Here is a 19,875-nt window from a genome sequence, read left to right as displayed (position 1 = left end):
ACAAAAAAGAGGATAGTGTTATCTAAAGCTTCATTTTTGACCAAAAACTATAGGAAATCAAGAAAAACAGAAAATTTTAAACTTTTATTTTGCTATAATGAAATTAAGCTTATAGTAGATCTGTTAAAACCTCAAACCTTAAAAACTAAAAAAGGATTTTACGATCCTTTTTAAAAAAGGAAATTTTTCATAAACAAGAGAGATGAAATACCATGATTTCATCTTTTTGCTGTCGACTACATTTTGAATTTTTTCTTTATAAAGCAGAACAAAGAGGTAATCCAAGCCATCAGAGGTATTTTTTAAATCTACTTAGCACTTGCAAATTATTTTTATTATGGTACAATTTTGTATTGTAAATGGTTTGTATCATCAAAATATCAGGAAGTACAAATGAAAACAGATTTTGACAAAATTAATGAATGGTTGATTCAACTTTTCCACGACTGCATGAACTTAGAAGAACAGTTCTTGAAGGATTCTGATTACCCAGATGTAACTGTGAAAGAACTTCAACAAATGACACTTATCCATACTTTGGGAACTTGCCGCGCTACAGACATTGCAAGGAATCAAAAATTAGCCCTTTCAACAATCACCATTACACTCAACCGCCTGGAAACTAAGGGATATATCAAGCGTGAACGCTCAGATCGTGACCGTCGTGTGGCTTATATCGTATTGACTGAAAAAGGTATGGCACTCTGTGCATCGCACAGCGAATTTTTCCGTAGCATTTCAGAAAAACTTATGTTAAGTGTTTACGGAACTACCGAAAACAAACTTGCAGGCGAGCTTGAAGAATTACATAAGTCATTGGAGAATATGAAATAATGCCTTTCGCTAAAATTACCCAAGTGGCACATTATGTGCCCGAAAATATTGTGTCAAATGATGATTTGGCAAAAATCATGGACACGAGTGACGAGTGGATTTATTCACGGACGGGTATTAAGCAGCGACACATTACAGTTGACGAAAATACCAGTGATCTGGCTGCAAAAGTTGGTGAGCAACTTTTAGCTCAAGCTGATTTGTCAGCGGACCAGATTGATTTTATTATCGTGGCAACGATCTCGCCAGACAGCAGTATGCCGAGTACGGCAGCTTTAGTGCAAGCAAAAATTGGCGCACATCGTGCCTTTGCTTATGATTTAACAGCTGCTTGTTCAGGCTTTGTCTTCGCCTTGGCAACGGCTGAGAAGCTGATTGCCGGTGGCTACAAACGTGGGATGGTTATTGGTGCAGAAGTTTTGTCTAAATCTCTGGATTGGTCGGATCGTTCTACCGCTGTTCTTTTTGGTGATGGTGCAGGAGGTGTCCTTTTGGAAGATACAGGGACACAGCCTTTAATTATTGCTGAAAACCTAAGAACAGACGGCTCTCGAGGCGATTCTCTCACCGCAAATTATTTAGCACTTAATCCTGAACTTAATGGTCAAGTTAACCATGTTACAGAGTTCATAAAAATGGACGGGCGTGCAGTCTTTGACTTTGCGACACGTGACGTTCCCAAAAATATCCAAGAGACCTTGGAAAAAGCAAGTCTGAAACCTGAAGATATTGACTATTTTTTATTGCATCAAGCGAATTCTCGAATACTTGATAAAATGGCTAAAAAATTAGGGACTGATCGCAGTAAATTCCTGCAGAATATGCAAGAATATGGCAATACAAGTGCCGCTTCGATACCTATTCTCTTGTCAGAATCAATAAAAAATGGTAAACTTTCTTTGGACGAAAATTATAAAATTGTCCAGACAGGTTTCGGGGGCGGCCTCACATGGGGAACGCTCATTATCAATCTTTGATAAGTTTGATAACATCTAAATTTGGTTATATGAGTGATTTATCACGCTATAATATATATACTTTCTACACATTAAAGGAGAAATAACATGGCAGTATTTGAAAAAGTACAAGACATCATCGCTGACGAACTCGGCAAAGAAAAAGAAGAAGTAACACTCGAAACTTCATTTGAAGAACTCGATGCTGACTCACTTGACCTTTTCCAAATCATTAACGATATCGAAGATGAATTCGATGTTGAAGTAGATACAGAAGCGGACATGAAAACTGTTTCTGATCTCGTTAAATATGTTGAAGCTCAACAATAAGAGAATTAATGGGGTGAAAGCCCCGTTTTTCACTTATAATAAATTTTGAAAATTAGGAAAGTGTCACAAAAATCTAAATTTTGTGAAATCTTAAAAATATGAAAACAGCATTTCTTTTTTCTGGTCAAGGCGCTCAAAAATTGGGTATGGCTAAAGACCTTTATGATGAATTTGACATTGTCAGAGAAACTTTTGATCAGGCAAGTCAAGTCTTGGGTTATGATCTTCGTGGGTTAATCGATAATGATGAAGCAAAACTCAACGAGACACAATATACACAACCAGCTATTTTAACAACATCTGTAGCGATCCTTCGTTTGCTTTCAGAACAAGGCATTAAGCCAGATCTTGTGGCGGGACTTTCTTTAGGCGAGTACTCTGCATTGGTAGCCAGTGGTGCGCTAGGTTTTGCGGAAGCTGTTGCTTTAGTAGCAAAACGTGGTCAATATATGACAGAAGCTGCACCAACAGGATCAGGTAAAATGGTTGCTGTGATGAATACAGAAGCTGCTTTGATCGAAGAAATTTGTGAACAAGCATCAGAACGTGGGATTGTGAGCCCGGCGAACTATAACACCCCTGCACAGATTGTTATTGGGGGACAAGCTGAAGCCGTTGATTACGCGGTGGAACTTCTGAAAGAAGCTGGTGTGAAACGTCTGATTGAGCTTCAAGTTTCTGGCCCTTTCCATACAGCAATCTTAAAACCTGCGAGCGAAAAGTTAGCCAAAGAACTTGAACAAGTTAACTTCAATAGCTTTAAGTTGGAATTGATTTCAAATACGACAGCGAAAGTGATGAAGGATACAGAAATCAAAGAACTTCTCACACGTCAAGTGATGGAGCCGGTACGTTTCTACGAGTCTATTGAAACAATGAAAGAGCTCGGTGTACAACGCTTTATTGAAGTTGGCCCTGGTAAAGTTCTTTCTGGTTTTATTAAAAAAATCGACAAAGAAGCCAGCTTTACAAATGTTGAAGATCTTGCTTCATTCAAGGCTTTACTGGCAGAAGAAGCTTAAACTTATACAATGAGTGATAGTTGTCGCTGTAGAACTTGGTTTGAGAGCAATCAAAATCATAAGAACAGGAAAAAATAATGGAAATTAAAAATAAAAATGTCTTTGTGACGGGCTCAACACGTGGTATTGGTAAAGCGATTGCCTTGCAGTTCGCTCAAGCTGGTGCAAACGTAGTTATCAATGGACGTTCAGCCATTTCTGATAAGCTTTTGTCAGAGTTCACTTCTTTTGGTGTTAAAGCTGTTGGCGTATCTGGTGATATTTCTCAGTCGGAAGATGCTAAACGCATGGTTGCTGAAGCGGTTGATGCTTTAGGATCGGTTGATGTTTTGGTTAATAATGCGGGTATAACTCGTGATGGTTTATCATTGAAAATGAGCGAAGAAGATTTCGAAGCTGTTTTGAAAATAAACCTTACAGGTGCTTTCAATATGACTCAAGCAGTCCTAAAACCGATGACACGTGCGAGAGAAGGTGCAATTATTAATATTACTTCTGTAGTGGGCTTAATTGGTAATGCTGGTCAAGCTAACTATGCTGCTTCAAAAGCTGGATTGATCGGTTTGACAAAATCTATTGCACGAGAAGTTGCTGGACGCAATGTACGTGTCAATGCTGTAGCCCCAGGCTTTATTGATTCAGATATGACTGAAGTTCTTTCAGATAAAGTCAAGGATACAATGAAGGGCCAAATCCCAATGAAACGTTTTGGTCAACCAGAAGAAGTTGCTACAGTCGTGAAATTCCTTGCAGAGCAAGAATATATGACAGGTCAAGTATTGTCTATTGATGGTGGTATGGCAATGTAGCCCATATTATACACCAGATAAGTCTAAAAAGAAGTTTGTAACAAACTCCAAAGGAGAAAAAATATGAATCGTGTAGTCATTACAGGTTACGGTGTAACCAGTGCTATCGGTAACACACCAGAAGAATTTTGGAATGGCCTTAAATCTGGTAAAACAGGTATCGGTCCAATTACGCGCTTTGATGCTGAAGCAACAGGAATCAGCGTAGCTGCTGAAGTTAAAGATTTCCCATTTGAAAAGCATTTTGAGAAAAAAGATGCACGTCGTATGGATACTTTTTCACTTTATGCTGTCTATGCTGCTCTTGAAGCTATGGAAATGTCTGGCATAACTCCAGAGAACACAAATTACGATCGCTTAGGTTGTATCATGGCCTCAGGTATTGGTGGCTTGGAGCAAACACAAAAGAACTCACAAGCACTACTTAAAGGTCCCCGTAAAGTAACACCACTTTATGTGCCATTGGCAATTGCCAACATGGCGACAGGTAATGTTGCCTTGCGTACTGGTGCTCGTGGTGTATCACGTGCTGAAGTTACAGCATGTGCAGCAGGGGCAAACTCTATTGGTTCAGCTTTCCGTGAGATTAAACATGGTTATGCGGATGCTATTATCGCTGGTGGTGCTGAAGCTGCGATTTGTGAGCTCGGTATTGCTGGGTTTGCGAACTTGACTGCATTGACAAAAGAGGCTGATCCTTCAATTGCTTGTCGTCCATTTGATAAAGACCGTTCAGGCTTTGTTATGGGTGAAGGTGCAGGTGTCTTGATTTTGGAAAGCTTGGAACATGCTCAAGCACGTGGTGCAAATATCTTAGCTGAAATTGTTGGTTATGGTAACACAAATGATGCTTATCATATGACAACTCCATCAGGTGTTGGAGCCGAAAATGCGATGAAACTTGCTTTAGAAGAAGCAGGAATTACTGGAGCAGATGTTGATTACATCAATGCACATGGTACCTCAACACATGCTAATGAAGAAACAGAAGCAAAAGCAATCCATAATGTTATTGGGGATAAAGCATTGGTTTCATCAACAAAAGCTTTACACGGACATGCTCTCGGAGCGACAGGAGCTATCGAAGCGGTAGCAACTGTACAAGCCATTTTAAATCAGTTTGCACCAGTGAATGCTGGAACAAAAGAATTGGATGAAGGAATGACAATCAATGTCGTTCTTGGTCAAGGTCAAGATGCTGAGATTAATTATGCGTTGTCACAAGACTTTGGTTTTGGTGGACACAATGCCGTATTGGCCTTTAAAAAATTCACGGATTAGTTTAAAAGAAAGAAAAGCACTCTGCTTTCTTTCTCAGAGTCTAAGTGCACTTTAACTTAGGTTGTGGAAAAGAAAGCGAGCGGGATATAAAAATGAATATTAATGAAGTAAAAGATTTGATGACACAGTTTGACGGTTCGAGCTTGCGTGAATTTTCTTGGCGCACAGCAGAAGGAGAACTGTCTTTCTCAAAAAACGAAAATAAAATTCTTGCAGCGCCAACAGGAACAGCACTTCCAGAAACAAAAGTAAGTGCACCACTGCCTGTAAGCGAAAACTCTACAGAACTTGCGGTAGAAACAGAGGTTATGGAAGAAGTTGCTACAGCAGAAGGTGAAGTAGTAACAAGCCCTTTGGTTGGTGTAGCTTACTTGCAACCAGCACCAGGTAAACCTGAGTTCGTTAGTGTGGGAGATTCAGTTAAAAAAGGTCAAACCTTACTCATCATCGAAGCAATGAAAGTTATGAACGAAATTCCAGCGCCTCAAGATGGTATTATCACTGAAATCATGGTAAATGCTGAAGATGTAGTTGAATTCGGTCAAGAATTAGTACGCATTAAATAAAGGAGCGGTAAAAATGGCAGAAGTAAATATTGACGTCACAAAAATTATGGAGGCATTGCCTTACCGTTATCCTTTCCTTTTAGTGGATCGTGTTATTGATATCGCAGATGATGAAATTACAGCCATTAAGAATGTGACAATTAACGAGGAGTTTTTCCAAGGACATTTTCCACAGTATCCAGTGATGCCAGGTGTTCTGATTATGGAAGCATTGGCTCAGGCTGCAGGTGTTTTGGAACTTTCAAAACCTGAAAACAAAGGAAAACTTGTTTTTTATGCAGGAATGGATAATGTAAAGTATAAAAAGCAAGTTGTGCCTGGTGATCAGCTGATCTTGCATGCTAAATTTATCAAACGTCGTGGACCAATTGCTGTTGTTGAAGCTGAAGCTAAAGTTGACGGTAAATTAGCTGCGAAAGGTACTTTAACTTTTGCATTAGGAAAATAAGAAATTACAATTAATGCCACAGTTAGTCTGTGGCAACTTTTAAAAATAAGTGTACTTTGAAGTTTCAAAGTTTCAAGTTTACTGATTGTGGCCTTAGCCACCAAAATCCCAAATAATGCACCAACTTTAAATCTTGGTGACACTCTTTTTATTCCAGAGCCCTCTGCTCATACTAGAGGATAAAAGAGAAATTGGTAGGAGTTATCAATCTATGTTTAATAAAATTTTAATCGCCAATCGTGGTGAGATTGCTGTACGTATTATTCGTGCGGCACGTGAACTCGGTGTTGCTACTGTCGCCGTATATTCAGAAGCTGACCGTGATGCTTTACATGTAGCGTTGGCAGATGAAGCCATTTGTATCGGCCCAGCTCGCGCAACAGAGTCTTATCTGAATATGAATAATATCCTAGAAGCAGCTGTTGCTACCGGAGCTCAAGCCATTCATCCAGGGTTTGGTTTTTTGAGTGAAAACTCAAAGTTTGCACGTCTTTGTGAAGAAATGAATATCAAATTTATCGGTCCCTCAGCCCAGGTCATGGATATGATGGGAGATAAAATTAACGCACGTGCAGAAATGGTCAAAGCAGGTGTCCCTGTAACTCCGGGTTCTGAAGGTGAAGTGTATACGAGTGAAGAAGCTCTGACTTTAGCGAATAGAATCGGCTACCCTGTCATGCTGAAAGCATCAGCCGGTGGTGGTGGAAAAGGTATCCGTAAAGTCAGCAATGCTGAAGAACTCGTCCCCGCTTTCGAGGCAGCTACTGCTGAAGCCAAAGCAGCTTTTGGCAACGGTGCAATGTTTATCGAACGTATGATTTTCCCCGCACGTCATATTGAGGTCCAAATCTTAGCAGACCAACATGGTAATGTTATTCACTTAGGAGAACGTGATTGTTCCCTCCAACGTAATAACCAGAAAGTTCTTGAAGAAAGCCCATCTGTCGCGATTGGACATACTTTACGAGAACGTATCTGCCAAGCAGCTGTCAAAGCAGCAGCACATGTGAACTATGAAAACGCAGGAACAATTGAGTTTCTCTTGGACGAAGCTTCAGGCGATTTCTTCTTCATGGAAATGAATACACGTGTACAAGTCGAACATCCTGTAACCGAGTTTGTTTCAGGTGTGGACATCGTTAAGGAACAAATTCGAATTGCGGATGGTCAAGAACTGTCTGTGAAACAAGAAGATATTGAGTTCAAAGGACATGCTATTGAGTGCCGTATCAATGCAGAAAATCCAAAATTTAACTTTGCACCAAGCCCAGGTAAAATCACTAACCTTTTTCTACCAAGTGGCGGTGTAGGCTTACGTGTGGATTCGGCTATGTATACGGGATATACTATTCCACCTTATTATGATTCAATGATTGCGAAAGTCATCGTTCATGGCGAAAATCGTTTTGAAGCCTTGATGAAAATGCAGCGTGCTTTGTTGGAATTCGATGTGGAAGGCTTAACAACCAATATTGATTTCCAACTGGAATTAATTTCAGATGATAATGTTATTGCCGGGGATTATGATACCAGTTTTTTAGCCAATACATTTTTACCGGAGTATTTGGAAAAATAAAAGCATGAAGTAACTTGATGAGTAAATCATCAAGTTTTTCTATCCATGTAAGGTTATGTTGACTACATCATCCGATGTAGGGAAAACGTATCTCGCAGTTTTAAAGCTCTTGCTATTACTAGGGTGCGATGTTATAATAAGAGTAAATAAAAAGGACTTGCGCTAACAAGTCCCAAGTAGTCGTATTAAGAACGGTAGCGAAATATTGGTTAAATAACGTCTTCTCGCTAAAGTTGGACGTTATTTTTTATTGTCTTTATCGTAAACTTTGAGCACTAATAATGAAAATGCAATCATGAGTGTCAAGGTTTCATAAGTTGACAAGAAAAATTGTCGTCTTTCTGCATTGTGAGGTTATCGCCTACAATTTTTCATAAGCATCACCTCCCAGTTGGGCTACCGTCCACAAACTTCTACTTTCATTATTATATCACACGAAAAACAACTAAAATATGCCATAAATGGCTTATAGTATGAACAAAAATCTAGTAGAAATGTGAAAGTAAAAGCGCATTATTATTAGACGACGAGGTGAAATTAGTGTCTTATAATCCTACAGTACAGCAGTCGGTAATTCTTCGTTCTTTTTCTCATATATTAAAACGTCCTACAAACAGCTACCGCTTAGTTAGTAAACCGTAGGGGACTCGTGGGGCACCTTAATACGGATATCATTCTCAGAATAGCAGGAGTATCTTTGGCGGTATCCGTCCCGCCCTCATCATTCATCAGAAACCTTAAATCCATTTTTCATCGTGAAAATACAAAAAACAGAAAGTTGAAACTTTCTGTTTTTTTATTTATCAATATTATCTTCTTTTACAAAGTAATTTGGACGTTGTTTGGTTTCGAGGAAGACCTTGGAAAGGTACTTGCCGATGATACCAAGAGATAAGAGCTGTAAACCACCCAGCATAAGAATAAGAATAATTAGAGTAGGAAAACCTTGTACAATTTCACCCCAGATGATGGTTTTCAAAGCATAAAAAAGGCTCATACAAAGCGAGATAAGGAAGCTAATAAAACCGATAAAAGTAGCCAGGCTAAGTGGCGCATCTGAAAAATTAACGATGCCATCGATTGAGTAGTGCAATAAGCCCCAAAAGCTCCAAGAGGTTTTGCCAGCTACCCGCTCGACATTATTATATTCTAAATAAAAAACATCATAACCTACCCACGAGAAGAGACCTTTAGAAAAACGATTGTGCTCAGGTAGCTCGAGAATACTATCAACCACTTGACGTGTCATCAAGCGATAGTCACGTGCGCCATCCACCATTTGAGTGCTAGAAATTCTGTTCATAATCTTATAAAATGCTCGAGCAAAAAGCGAACGAATAAAGGGTTCATCTTTCCGTGAAATTCTTCGAGTACCCACGATATCGTAACCTTCCTGAATTTTACGATACATCTCGTTGAGCATGCTTGGAGGATCTTGAAGATCGGCATCCATGACGGTCACAAAATCACCTGAAGCAGCTCGGAGACCAGCCAGAAGTGCTGCCTCTTTACCAAAATTTCTTGAAAAGCTAATGTATTTAACGTTGGGATAGTTTTGACTCAGCGCTTTAATGACCTCGAGAGTTCGATCAGAAGAACCATCATTAATGAAATAAAAGGTTTTATCAAGCGGTAAGTCCAAGGTTTGAGTATTAACTTCATCAAAAAAAAGTTCAATAGTTTCTTCCTCATTATAAGCCGGAACAATAATTGATAAGGTTTTATTTTTCATGAAAAGTTCCTTTCTTTCTTGATGAGAAATATATATGAATTTTATATTTTAATAGAACTAAACTCTTAATATTATAACATAGTTTGCTTTACTCACAGTAGGATATGGCGCACTTTCTCGTCTAGCAAGAATATGATTTTATATGATTTAGTCGTTTTTAGACACTTATCTAGTTCTTGACGAATTTAATTTTTGCGTGTATAATTATATAATTAGACAATTAAAATAAAAAGGACGTAAGTAGACAGAAATCTACTGAGAGACGTTCACTATCAAGATGTAAAAAATTTTGATAAAAAGGAGAAATAATTGGCTCTCTTTCAAAAGAAAAAATATATTAAAATTAACCCTAATCGCTCAACTGTTCAGGGGGAAATGACGAAACCTGAAGTACCTGACGAACTTTTTGCTAAATGTCCGGCTTGTAAACACAGTATTTATAGTCAAGACCTTGGGGCAAGTAAAATCTGTCCACATTGTAGCTATAACTTCAGAATTACTGCGCCAGAACGTTTGAAGCTTTTAGTTGATTCAGACTCATTTACAGAAATGTTCACTGGAATTGAAAGCAAAAATCCTTTGGACTTCCCAAACTACGTTGAAAAGCTTGCGGTGACCAAGGAAAAGACAGGGCTTGATGAAGCTGTGATGACTGGTACAGCGATGATTAAAGGGCAAAAAGTTGCTTTAGCAATCATGGATTCAACCTTTATTATGGCTTCTATGGGGACTGTTGTTGGTAAGAAAATCACTCGACTTTTTGAAATCGCGACTGCTGAACAACTTCCAGTGGTTATTTTTACGGCTTCGGGTGGCGCACGTATGCAAGAAGGAATTATGTCTTTGATGCAGATGGCGAAAATCTCAGCAGCTGTCAAGAAACATTCTAATGCAGGTTTGCTCTACATTACAGTGTTAACAGATCCAACAACAGGCGGAGTCACAGCTTCTTTTGCCATGCTTGGCGATATTATCTTGGCTGAGCCACAATCTTTGATTGGTTTTGCAGGCCGACGTGTGATTGAACAGACAGTGCGTCAAACGCTACCTGATGACTTCCAAAAAGCAGAATTTCTGTTGAAACATGGCTTTGTCGATGCTATAGTTAAGCGTCAAGAGATGCGTGAGAAATTAGCCTTACTTTTGAAATTTCACGGAGGTGTAAAAAATGTCTGATATAGCAGAAATTATTAACAAAGCACGTGCTAACGACCGCGTCTCAGTACGGGAAATTATTTCAGAAATTTTTACGGACTTTTTTGAACTTCACGGGGATCGGCAGTTTACAGACGACGAAGCTATTGTTGGAGGAATCGCGACTTTTCAAGATAAGGCTGTGACCGTCATTGGAATCCAAAAAGGGAAAAATCTTGAAGAAAATTTAGCCACAAACTTTGGTCAACCAAGTCCTAATGGTTATCGAAAAGCTTTACGCCTAATGAAACAAGCAGAAAAGTTTAAGCGCCCAATCATTACCTTTGTGAATACAGCGGGAGCTTATCCCGGGATTGAAGCTGAAGAACGAGGGCAGGGTGAAGCAATTGCGCGAAACCTTTTTGAGATGTCCGACTTGAAAGTCCCCGTTTTAACTTTCATCACTGGGGAGGGTGGATCTGGCGGAGCTTTAGCTTTAGCAGTCGCAAATAAGGTTTATATGTTGGAAAATGCAATGTACTCAGTACTTTCACCAGAAGGCTTTGCGACAATCTTGTGGAAAGATGGTTCACGTCGTGATGAAGCAGCTGATTTGATGAAAATAAAAGCTGAAGATCAACTGGCAATGGGTATCGTTGAGGGTGTTGTTCAAGAAGAAAACCTTATGGAAAACTTGAAAACGATAATTGAAAAAGAACTCAATAGTTTAGCCCAGCTTTCAGAAGAAGAACTTCAAGAAAGCCGCTACCAACGTTTTAGAAAATATTAATATTATACAAGCATGGGACAATTGCTTGTTTTTTTGTAAAAAAAAACGCTCTATGAACGTTTTAATTATCCTTTTTACCGAATAATGCGGAAGCTACAAGTACGACAATGATTGCTCCAACGATGGAAGGAATCAAAGACATACCAGCCAATTGCGGTCCCCAATTTCCTAGGAGTTTTTGTCCGACAAATGACCCTAAAAGTCCCGCAACAATGTTTGCAATACAGCCCATACTTGAGCCTTTTGACGTGATTGCTCCAGCAGCCATACCAATGAGAGCACCAACTATAAGTGACCAAATCATAAAATAATCTCCTTAATTTATATTCTTATCTTATTTTAACATAATCTTTATTTTCTTTAAAATTGCATCCCCCTGTAAAAGTAATAAAAACGAGCAGCTTTGCCCTAGTTTTTGTTAAAATAGAGAACAAGGGAGGATGACAAATGTACGACTTTTATGAATATCCTAAATGTTCAACTTGCCGTAAGGCAAAGGCAACTTTGGATAATCTAGATATTGATTATATTGCTATCGATATTAAGCTAACCCCACCAACAGCTGAGCAATTTGAAAAATGGTTTGCAGAGGTTCCTGTTAAAAAGTTTTTCAATACCAGTGGCTTGGTTTATCGTGAGATGGGCTTAAAAGACAAGTTAGCAGACTTGAGCGAGCACGAAGCAGCGAAACTCTTAGCTTCCAATGGGATGTTGGTTAAGCGCCCACTGATTGTTAAAGATGATAAAATTATTTTGATAGGTTTTAAAGAAGAAGCGTATCAAGAGCTTGCACAATAAGAAAGAAAAGTACGACAAAAGTCGTGCTTTTTAGATATTGATTTCTAAAACGATGGGAACATGATCTTGACGAGCACCTGAATCTAAAGGTTCTGCGCGTGTAATCTGCTCGGCAATGCGGTCAGAAACCAGCCAATAATCGATTCTCCAGCCAGAATTATTGATTTTAGCTGTACGAGAGCGTTGAGCAAACCATGTGTAGATACTACGTTCTGGCGCATAGTAACTTTCGACATTGCCATGAATTTTACGGAAGCTGTCTGTAAATCCAGCAGCTAATAAAAGTCCAAACTTTTCACGTTCTTGATCAGTAAATCCGGCAGAATTACGGTTTCCTTTAGGATTGGCAAGGTCGATTTCTGTGTAAGCAGCATTAAAATCACCACATGCTAAGACAGGTTTTTGGAGGTCAAGCATTTGTAAGTAAGCGCGATATTGATCATCCCATTGTCCACGTAAGTCCAGACGGTTAAGACCATCACCCGCATTTGGTGTGTAAACTGTTGTGATGAAAAACTCGGGGAATTCTAAGGTGATGATACGACCTTCGCTATCCATGGGCTCTGGCGCTCCAATCTCAGGCATGGTGATGATTGGTTCAGGCAAACTTTTCTTATAAAGAAACATCGTTCCCGAGTAACCTTTACGTGCAGGTGGTGTACTGATACGGTGAACAATTTCATATTCTGGGAAATGGCTGGCTAAAACATCAAATACTTTGTTTGTTTTTTTGAGGTCACCATTGAGCTTTGTTTCTTGAATAGCGATAACATCGGCTTCAGATGTGGCAAGTTGGTCAACCACAGCCATTGATAGAGCTGCACGATCACTCGTACCGGTCAATGCTGCGTTCAACGAATCAATATTCCATGAGATAAATTTGTAAGTCATAATAAAATCCTTTTGTCTTTATTAGGTTAATTATAACATACCTTATCGGTTGGCAAATAACACGGGAAACTGAGAGTAAATTTATTTTAGCGAAAAATCAGTAAAACTTATTTAGAATAAGATTTACTTGAAAAGGATATGCTATAATAGAAACAAGGCTTTTTTCAATCTACAATTGGAAAAATACTAATCAAGTGGCTTTCATTAGGCCATGAATTAGGAGAAAAAAATGACTGAAAACAAAAACTTTTATATCACAACGCCGATTTATTATCCCTCAGGGAAATTACATCTCGGTTCAAGCTACACAACGATTGCTTGTGATGTTCTCGCACGTTACAAACGTTTGATGGGCTTTGATACGTTTTATTTAACAGGCCTTGATGAACACGGCATGAAAATTCAACGTAAGGCTGAAGAGTTGGGAATGACACCTAAAGAATATTTGGACCCAATGGCGGAAGATGTTAAAGAACTGTGGAAAATGCTGGATATTTCTTATGACAAATTTATCCGTACTACAGATAAATATCATGAAGAAGCCGTTCAAAAGGCGTTTGAACAACTTCTAGCACAAGACGATATCTACTTGGATAAATATGCGGGTTGGTATTCTGTTTCTGATGAAGAGTTCTTTACGGAGACACAGTTGGAAGAAGTTTACCATGATGCGGACGGCAAAGTTATTGGTGGTAAAGCACCATCTGGTCACGAAGTAGAATGGGTCGAAGAAGAGTCGTATTTCTTCCGTATGAGTAAGTATGCGGACTGGCTCTTAAGTTATTACGAGTCACATCCAGATTTCATCCAACCTGAGATTCGTAAAAATGAAATGGTAAATAATTTTATCAAACCAGGCCTGGAAGACTTGGCGGTAAGCCGTACAACCTTCACTTGGGGTATTCCTGTGAAGTCTAATCCGAAACACGTGGTTTATGTTTGGCTTGATGCCTTGCTTAACTATGTGACTGCTTTAGGCTATGGTTCAGAGGATACCAGCAAACTGGATAAATTCTGGCCGGGTGTGAATATGGTCGGCAAAGAAATCGTGCGTTTCCACACTATCTACTGGCCAATCATGCTCCACGCTTTGGGGATGCAACCACCTAAGCAAGTCTTTGGTCACGGTTGGTTGGTGATGAAAGACGGTAAAATGTCGAAATCTAAAGGAAATGTGGTTTATCCGGACATGTTGGTAAATCGCTATGGTTTAGACCCTGTACGCTATTATCTCATGCGCGCATTGCCTTTTGGTTCTGACGGTGTCTTCTCACCAGAAGACTTTATTGACCGTATCAACTATGATTTGGCAAATGACCTCGGAAACTTGCTCAATCGTACAGTCGCTATGGTCAACAAATACAATGGTGGCGTTCTGGTTAAGAATGATGCAACAACAGAATTCGATGCTGCCTTGGAAACAGTTCTTGCTGAAACTTTGGAAAAATTCCATACAGCCATGGATAAGTTTGAATTCAACGTTGCTTTAAATGAAGTTTGGGTTCTTATCTCACGTACAAATAAATACATCGATGAAACAGCGCCGTGGGTCCTTGCCAAATCAGAAGATGACAAAGACAAGCTGAATAATGTGCTTTATCATTTAGCAGAAAATCTTCGTGTTGTTGCGGCACTCTTGCAACCTTTCATGCGTGCGACAAGTAAGAAAATTTTTGCTCAACTCGGCTTAACTGAGGAAGAGTTCTCCTTAGAAGATTTAGCTTTCGGTTATGAATTTACGAATAAAGTGGTAGAAAAAGGTAAACCTGTCTTCCCACGTTTGGATAAGGAAGAAGAAGTAGACTACATCAAGTTACAGATGGCTGGTGGAAAGCTTCCTGAAAAAGAATGGGTACCTGAGGATGTAAAACTCAACCTAACTCTCCCAGAAATTAAGTTTGATGACTTTGAAAAGATTGAGTTGAAGGTTGCTGAAGTTTTGGAAGTTAGCCGTGTGGAAGGTTCAGATCGTTTGCTTCGCTTCAAGTTAGATGCAGGTGATGAAGAACCACGCCAAATCTTGTCAGGAATTGCCGAATTTTATCCTAACGAACAAGAATTCGTCGGTAAAAAACTGCAAATCGTGGCCAACTTAAAACCACGTAAAATGATGAAGAAATATGTCAGTCAAGGGATGATTCTCTCTGCTGAATTTGATGGTAAGTTGCGTGTGCTTGAAGCACCTGCGGATGTACCTGCCGGATCATTAATTGGCTAATAAAAAAAGAGAGAGCATTCCTTGCTCTCTCTTTTTATTTTTTACGTTTGCCCATTTGCTTCAAACCTAGATTAAAAAATTTGATATAAAGTTTAGGATGCGCACGTGCCGTATGTACCATCACACGGTCCAGCAAAGAGTTGTAATAACGGGACTTTGCTTTATTATCCGTTGCTGCTTTATAAAAAACCTGAGCCAAATCCGCCGAAGTAGCGGAACTCCCAAAGTTTCCACTGAGTGCTGCACGTACAGTTTGAACTAAAGGTTGGTAGGGGCTATCTGGCTGAAGATTTTTTTCAGCATTTTCCATAGCGATGGTACTCCAGTTGGAAGCAGTACCGCCTGGTTGTACAACGATAGACCGAATGCCAAAAGCTTTAACTTCTGTATCTAGTACATCCGACCATTGTTGCAGCGCTGCTTTTGTTGCATGATAAAAAGCACCTAGAGGCATATAGACGTCACCACCGATACTTGAAATATTCACGATTCGTCCAAAGCGTTGTTGGCGCATGATGGGAAGGACCAACTGTGTCAATTCTACAGCACCAAAGAAATTTGTCTCAAATTGCTTGCGGACATTTTCCATGGGAATTTCTTCAGCTGGGCCATACTCGCCATAGCCGGCATTATTGATTAGCACATCGATTCGGCCAGTCTGCTCAATGACGTGTTGGATAAAGTCTTGATTGCTTTTGGTGTCCGTAACATCAAGTTTCAGTGGGGTAATTCCCTGATCAGTTGGAATTTTTTCAATACGACGTGCGCCAGCGTAAACCTGCCAGCCACGTTGGGCAAAGGTTTTAGCAGCTTCATAACCCATGCCATTTGATGCACCGGTGATGATGACGATTTTTTGGTGATTTTCTGTATTTTTCATAGCTTCATTCTAGTTGAAGCAAGGACTCTTGTCAAGCCGAGACAAAAAATGACAAAATTAAGAACAAAATGTTAAAATTAAAGCACTACAAATATAAGAAGAAATATGCAGTTTCAGAAAGGAATTAAAGATGACATTTGAAGAAATTCTTCCACAGCTAAAAGCTGGTAAAAAAATTGTTCGCACTGGCTGGGGAGGCGCAGAAAACTATATTGCCTTGTATGACAGTATTACACTTGATAATGGAGAAAAGTTGCAAGTTACACCTTATTTTCTTATCAATGTAAGAGGAGAAGGGGAAGGCTTTAGTATGTGGGCGCCAACACCTTGTGATGTCTTAGCGACAGACTGGATTTTAGTGAATGACTAATCAGAAGTTTAAAGGGAAAAAGGTTTTAGTGACGGGTGCTGCCAGCGGTATTGGTCAAGCACAAGCTCAGGCTTTTATGCAAGCAGGTGCAGAAGTTATTGGCGTGGACTTACAAGAATTCACGGCAGATTTTAGGACTATCGTCTGTGATGTTTCCTCTGCTGAAAAGGTAGCACAATTAGCCGCACAGGTAGGTGAAATTGATATCTTGCTCAATACAGCAGGTCAGCTCGATGACTATCGAACAATGGAAGACACGGACTTTTCACTTTGGAAAAAAATCCTAGCAACCAATCTTGACAGTATGTTTCTCATGACTTCGACTTTTTTGCCACAAATGAAACAAAAAAAATCCGGTGTGATTATCAATATGGCTTCAGTTGCTGGTTTAGTTGCTGGTGGCGGAGGCATTGCCTATACTGCAAGCAAGCATGCTATTGTCGGTTTGACTAAGCAGTTGGCTTTAGATGAAGCACAACATGGCATCCAAGTGGCAGGAATAGCTCCCGGAGCCATTGATACACCCATGAACGCCAAAGATTTTACCGAAAATAATGGGGAAATGGCAAAGTGGGTAGCAGAAGAAACCCCAGCAAAACGTTGGGCGAAGCCACAAGAAGTTGCAGATTTGACTCTTTTCTTAGCCAGTCCAGAAAGTTCTTATTTAGCGGGTGCAGTTGTGCCTATCGATGGTGGATGGACGATAAAATAAAAGCTTATTCTTTAGGATTGAGCTTTTTTTATATCCTCATAGAAGTCTTTTCATTCTTCCAGAAAATTGATATAATATAAAAGTTGCAAATTATCAGCAACCCTCAGGACTTTTAACCTTTGCCTGAGCATATTACACGTGGTATTCAGCCACTAAAGGAGAAAAAATTGAAAAAATCTACTGTTTACGACATGGTAACGATTGCCATAGTTGCTGCGCTTTATGTTGTCCTTACGATGACTCCACCACTCAATGCTATTTCATATGGTCCTATGCAATTTAGGATTTCAGAAATGCTCAATTTTACAGCTTTCTTTAATAAAAAATATATTGCTGCTGTAACTATTGGATGCATGATTTCAAACTTCCTCAGCTTTACTTGGGTGGACGTTATCGTGGGTGGTCTGTCAACGCTTATCTTCTTGACTCTAGGAGTGCTACTTTTTGAACGCTATATGAAACAGTATTTTTTCAATGGTCAGCTCAATAAAGCCTTTTTCTACTTTGCAATATTTTTCTCAATCAGTATGGTAACTATCGCTTTGGAAATGCATTTTCTTTTCGGAATGCCTTTCTTCTGGACCTGGTTTACATTAGCTGTGGGAGAATTTGCAAGTTTGCTTATTGGTGCAATTATTATGGATAAGTTAAGCAAGCGGATTGATTTGACCCGATAAAATAAGAAAATAAAAAAAGCAGTGTGTCTAGAGGACGCTCTGCTTTTTTGGTGTCTAAATAAAGTTCCAATGTTTAAAGGCATTCACAATTAAAGGCATTCACAATGCCGTTTTCTGTATTTTTACTGCTGATAAAATCAGCGATTTCTTTGAGTTCAGGTACCGCATTTCCCATGGCTGTACCGTGGTCTGCAGCGGCTAAAAGATGAAGGTCATTTCGTCCATCTCCGAATGCATAAGTTTCTCCTTTAAAGTTGAGGACGTCCTTCACATGCGTAATCCCAGTACCTTTATTGGTCGAGATGTTTGTAATATCGATAGAAGTAGGAGCATTCATAAAGAAATTAAGTTCGGGCATGTGAGCTTTGTAATAATCCACTTGTGACAGCTTATCCGTTAGGAGTAAAAGCATGTTGACTTCTTCGGTCTTGTAGCCTTCAGGATTAATCTTGGGAAGTGGCATGTGTGTATAGGAATATGCTTCATGTACAAAATTTGTGTGGCGGTCTACCCAATAGCCGTCCTTTCCATAAAAGGCAAGGGCTTCGTCTTGTTCAATAGCTAAACTGTGTAATTTTTCGATATTTTCAACTGAAATAGGGTCCTTATATATCGTTTGGTCATCTAAAACGATATATTGCCCATTCATAGCAACAGCACCGGTGATACCCGTTGCTTCCATGATATTGTCGAGCTCAAAATGCCCGCGCCCTGTGGCAATGAAGGGAAGTACACCATTTCGACGGATTTCATGGATAGCATCGATGACATCAGTATCTAGCTGGCTCTGTCCATTAAGTAAGGTGCCGTCAAGATCAAAAAAGGCTAAAGCCTTGTAAGCGTTTATATTTTCCATAAGTTCATTGTATCACAATAGTATGTTTTTTCTAAATAATTTTCTTCTAGACTTGAATATTTAAAAAATCCTTTTAAAGTTATAAGTCAGAATTTTTTAAATAATATACGATAAATGTTAAGATGAGCTTACAAGCATAGAATGAAACGAAGGGATGTGGTTGTTTTGATAAAATCTCTGATTCTCTCTGGAATAACTTTGCTTTTATTAACAGGATGTTCTACACAAGAAAATAAAAGTTCAATTGAGGGTGAAACTAAACAAAGCAGTACGATGTCGACTCCACAAAAGAAATCATCGACAAACGAGAAAGTAATTTCGAAAAAAGAGGAGGTTAAAACGATGAAAATTCTAGAAGCTGTAACAGCAAAGAAGAGTATAGCTGAAGTTGAGAAAAGCATTAAAGCAGGACAATCAGACATTAATGAAAGAAATGCAAAAGGAGAATCACCTCTGCTTATCGCAACACACGAAAATAATGTTGCTTTAGCTCAACTCTTGATAGATAACGGCGCGGATGTTAACTTACAAGACCATATTCAAGATTCGCCTTACCTTTATGCAGCAGCCCAAGGCAAAACTGAAATCCTACGGTATATTTTGGCGCACAGTAAACCTAATCAAAAAATCTACAACCGCTTTGGAGGAAATGCTTTGATTCCAGCAGCTGAAAAAGGACATTTGGAAAATGTGAAAATGTTACTGGAAGACGGTCAAGTGGATATTGATCATCAAAATAATTATGGATATACAGCGTTGATTGAGGCGGTGGCATTGAGAGATGGATCAGCACACTATCAAGAAATCGTGAAGACCCTCTTGCGATATAAAGCGAATACTGAATTACGTGACAACAATAACTTAACGGCCTTAGACTATGCTAAACAGCTCGGTTATTCAGGTATGGTTGATTTATTAAGTTAAATAATATGGATATAACCCAATTCAATGAGAAAAAAGTTATAAAAAAGGAAAATTTTAAACTTTTTATTGGA

At 39.2% G+C, this 19,875-nt stretch carries 22 protein-coding genes and 1 riboswitch; of the genes, 17 read left to right on the top strand and 5 right to left on the bottom strand.

Features of this window, described 5'->3' with window-relative positions; translation table 11 throughout:
- Nucleotides 1-393 precede the first annotated feature (393 nt).
- The 9 genes from VNN39_RS00985 to accC all read left to right on the top strand — a co-directional run bounded on the left by VNN39_RS00985 (nt 394) and on the right by accC (nt 7,822).
- Nucleotides 394-834 carry a MarR family winged helix-turn-helix transcriptional regulator gene (locus VNN39_RS00985; RefSeq protein WP_004258807.1) on the top strand — a complete coding sequence of 147 codons (441 nt, stop codon included), beginning with the start codon at nt 394-396 and terminating at the stop codon, nt 832-834.
- On the top strand, nt 834-1,811 hold the full coding sequence (locus tag VNN39_RS00980) for a beta-ketoacyl-ACP synthase III (protein WP_165714379.1): 978 nt from the start codon (nt 834-836) through the stop codon (nt 1,809-1,811). The genes VNN39_RS00985 and VNN39_RS00980 overlap by 1 nt, the downstream gene beginning before the upstream one ends.
- A gap of 87 nt (nt 1,812-1,898) precedes the next feature.
- Nucleotides 1,899-2,120 (top strand): acyl carrier protein, encoded by a 222-nt coding sequence (locus VNN39_RS00975; RefSeq protein WP_003135454.1) that lies wholly within the window; start codon nt 1,899-1,901, stop codon nt 2,118-2,120.
- A gap of 98 nt (nt 2,121-2,218) precedes the next feature.
- Nucleotides 2,219-3,142, top strand: coding sequence for an ACP S-malonyltransferase (gene fabD, locus VNN39_RS00970; protein WP_165711358.1), 924 nt, complete (start codon nt 2,219-2,221; stop codon nt 3,140-3,142).
- 77 nt (nt 3,143-3,219) lie between these two features.
- A complete protein-coding gene (gene fabG / locus VNN39_RS00965; RefSeq protein ID WP_338997702.1) occupies nt 3,220-3,951 on the top strand; it encodes a 3-oxoacyl-[acyl-carrier-protein] reductase in 732 nt (243 codons plus the stop codon).
- Between the two features lie 63 nt (nt 3,952-4,014).
- On the top strand, nt 4,015-5,232 hold the full coding sequence (gene fabF, locus VNN39_RS00960) for a beta-ketoacyl-ACP synthase II (RefSeq protein ID WP_004258785.1): 1,218 nt from the start codon (nt 4,015-4,017) through the stop codon (nt 5,230-5,232).
- A 92-nt stretch (nt 5,233-5,324) separates the two neighbouring features.
- Nucleotides 5,325-5,798, top strand: coding sequence for an acetyl-CoA carboxylase biotin carboxyl carrier protein (gene accB, locus VNN39_RS00955; protein ID WP_096368558.1), 474 nt, complete (start codon nt 5,325-5,327; stop codon nt 5,796-5,798).
- Nucleotides 5,799-5,811: 13 nt separating this feature from the next.
- The gene (gene fabZ, locus VNN39_RS00950) at nt 5,812-6,246 is read left to right on the top strand and encodes a 3-hydroxyacyl-ACP dehydratase FabZ (protein WP_339007139.1); all 435 of its coding nucleotides are present in this window, start codon (nt 5,812-5,814) and stop codon (nt 6,244-6,246) included.
- Between the two features lie 211 nt (nt 6,247-6,457).
- Nucleotides 6,458-7,822 carry an acetyl-CoA carboxylase biotin carboxylase subunit gene (gene accC / locus VNN39_RS00945; protein ID WP_213495425.1) on the top strand — a complete coding sequence of 455 codons (1,365 nt, stop codon included), beginning with the start codon at nt 6,458-6,460 and terminating at the stop codon, nt 7,820-7,822.
- A 796-nt stretch (nt 7,823-8,618) separates the two neighbouring features.
- Here accC and VNN39_RS00935 read toward each other — a convergent pair.
- Complete coding sequence (locus tag VNN39_RS00935) at nt 8,619-9,554, bottom strand: glycosyltransferase family 2 protein (RefSeq protein WP_096368556.1); 936 nt, start codon at nt 9,552-9,554, stop codon at nt 8,619-8,621.
- 309 nt (nt 9,555-9,863) lie between these two features.
- Here VNN39_RS00935 and accD point away from each other — a divergent pair, with 309 nt between their 5' ends.
- Together accD and accA are read left to right on the top strand one after the other, a co-directional pair.
- Complete coding sequence (gene accD, locus VNN39_RS00930; RefSeq protein WP_339007137.1) at nt 9,864-10,730, top strand: acetyl-CoA carboxylase, carboxyltransferase subunit beta; 867 nt, start codon at nt 9,864-9,866, stop codon at nt 10,728-10,730.
- Complete coding sequence (gene accA / locus VNN39_RS00925; protein ID WP_165713215.1) at nt 10,723-11,478, top strand: acetyl-CoA carboxylase carboxyl transferase subunit alpha; 756 nt, start codon at nt 10,723-10,725, stop codon at nt 11,476-11,478. Before accD ends, accA begins: the two co-directional genes overlap by 8 nt.
- 61 nt (nt 11,479-11,539) lie before the next feature.
- Here the strand turns inward: accA and VNN39_RS00920 are convergent, their stop codons facing one another.
- A complete protein-coding gene (locus tag VNN39_RS00920) occupies nt 11,540-11,782 on the bottom strand; it encodes a GlsB/YeaQ/YmgE family stress response membrane protein (protein WP_017368954.1) in 243 nt (80 codons plus the stop codon).
- 143 nt (nt 11,783-11,925) lie between these two features.
- On the opposite strand from VNN39_RS00920, the gene VNN39_RS00915 reads away from it, so the two are divergent.
- Nucleotides 11,926-12,276 (top strand): arsenate reductase family protein, encoded by a 351-nt coding sequence (locus tag VNN39_RS00915; protein WP_165713216.1) that lies wholly within the window; start codon nt 11,926-11,928, stop codon nt 12,274-12,276.
- A 30-nt stretch (nt 12,277-12,306) separates the two neighbouring features.
- Here the strand turns inward: VNN39_RS00915 and VNN39_RS00910 are convergent, their stop codons facing one another.
- Nucleotides 12,307-13,167 (bottom strand): exodeoxyribonuclease III, encoded by an 861-nt coding sequence (locus tag VNN39_RS00910; protein ID WP_019293785.1) that lies wholly within the window; start codon nt 13,165-13,167, stop codon nt 12,307-12,309.
- 229 nt (nt 13,168-13,396) lie between these two features.
- On the opposite strand from VNN39_RS00910, the gene metG reads away from it, so the two are divergent.
- Nucleotides 13,397-15,385, top strand: coding sequence for a methionine--tRNA ligase (gene metG / locus VNN39_RS00905; RefSeq protein ID WP_339007135.1), 1,989 nt, complete (start codon nt 13,397-13,399; stop codon nt 15,383-15,385).
- Nucleotides 15,386-15,419: 34 nt separating this feature from the next.
- On the opposite strand, the gene VNN39_RS00900 is transcribed toward metG, so the two are convergent.
- Nucleotides 15,420-16,265, bottom strand: a complete 846-nt coding sequence (locus VNN39_RS00900) for an SDR family NAD(P)-dependent oxidoreductase (protein ID WP_338997699.1) — start codon at nt 16,263-16,265, stop codon at nt 15,420-15,422.
- Nucleotides 16,266-16,395: 130 nt separating this feature from the next.
- Here VNN39_RS00900 and VNN39_RS00895 point away from each other — a divergent pair, with 130 nt between their 5' ends.
- The 3 genes from VNN39_RS00895 to VNN39_RS00885 all read left to right on the top strand — a co-directional run bounded on the left by VNN39_RS00895 (nt 16,396) and on the right by VNN39_RS00885 (nt 18,024).
- Nucleotides 16,396-16,635, top strand: a complete 240-nt coding sequence (locus tag VNN39_RS00895) for a DUF2829 domain-containing protein (protein ID WP_338997698.1) — start codon at nt 16,396-16,398, stop codon at nt 16,633-16,635.
- A complete protein-coding gene (locus VNN39_RS00890; RefSeq protein WP_017368960.1) occupies nt 16,628-17,347 on the top strand; it encodes a 3-oxoacyl-ACP reductase in 720 nt (239 codons plus the stop codon). The genes VNN39_RS00895 and VNN39_RS00890 overlap by 8 nt, the downstream gene beginning before the upstream one ends.
- Before the next feature lie 65 nt (nt 17,348-17,412).
- A riboswitch (PreQ1 riboswitch) is annotated at nt 17,413-17,516 on the top strand.
- On the top strand, nt 17,515-18,024 hold the full coding sequence (locus tag VNN39_RS00885) for a QueT transporter family protein (RefSeq protein ID WP_096368547.1): 510 nt from the start codon (nt 17,515-17,517) through the stop codon (nt 18,022-18,024). It overlaps the preceding riboswitch by 2 nt.
- Nucleotides 18,025-18,097: 73 nt before the next feature.
- Here VNN39_RS00885 and VNN39_RS00880 read toward each other — a convergent pair whose 3' ends face one another.
- Nucleotides 18,098-18,880: a Cof-type HAD-IIB family hydrolase gene (locus VNN39_RS00880; protein ID WP_338997697.1), complete on the bottom strand. Its 783-nt coding sequence runs from the start codon at nt 18,878-18,880 to the stop codon at nt 18,098-18,100.
- Between the two features lie 141 nt (nt 18,881-19,021).
- On the opposite strand from VNN39_RS00880, the gene VNN39_RS00875 reads away from it, so the two are divergent.
- Entirely contained in the window at nt 19,022-19,804 is a 783-nt protein-coding gene (locus VNN39_RS00875; RefSeq protein WP_338997696.1) for an ankyrin repeat domain-containing protein, read from the top strand.
- Nucleotides 19,805-19,875 lie beyond the last annotated feature (71 nt).

Origin of the sequence: Lactococcus formosensis (assembly GCF_037892375.1) — a bacterium.
GTDB lineage: Bacteria > Bacillota > Bacilli > Lactobacillales > Streptococcaceae > Lactococcus > Lactococcus formosensis.
Note: the sequence above shows the minus strand (reverse complement) of the source record. Positions and strands in the feature narration are given on the sequence as shown.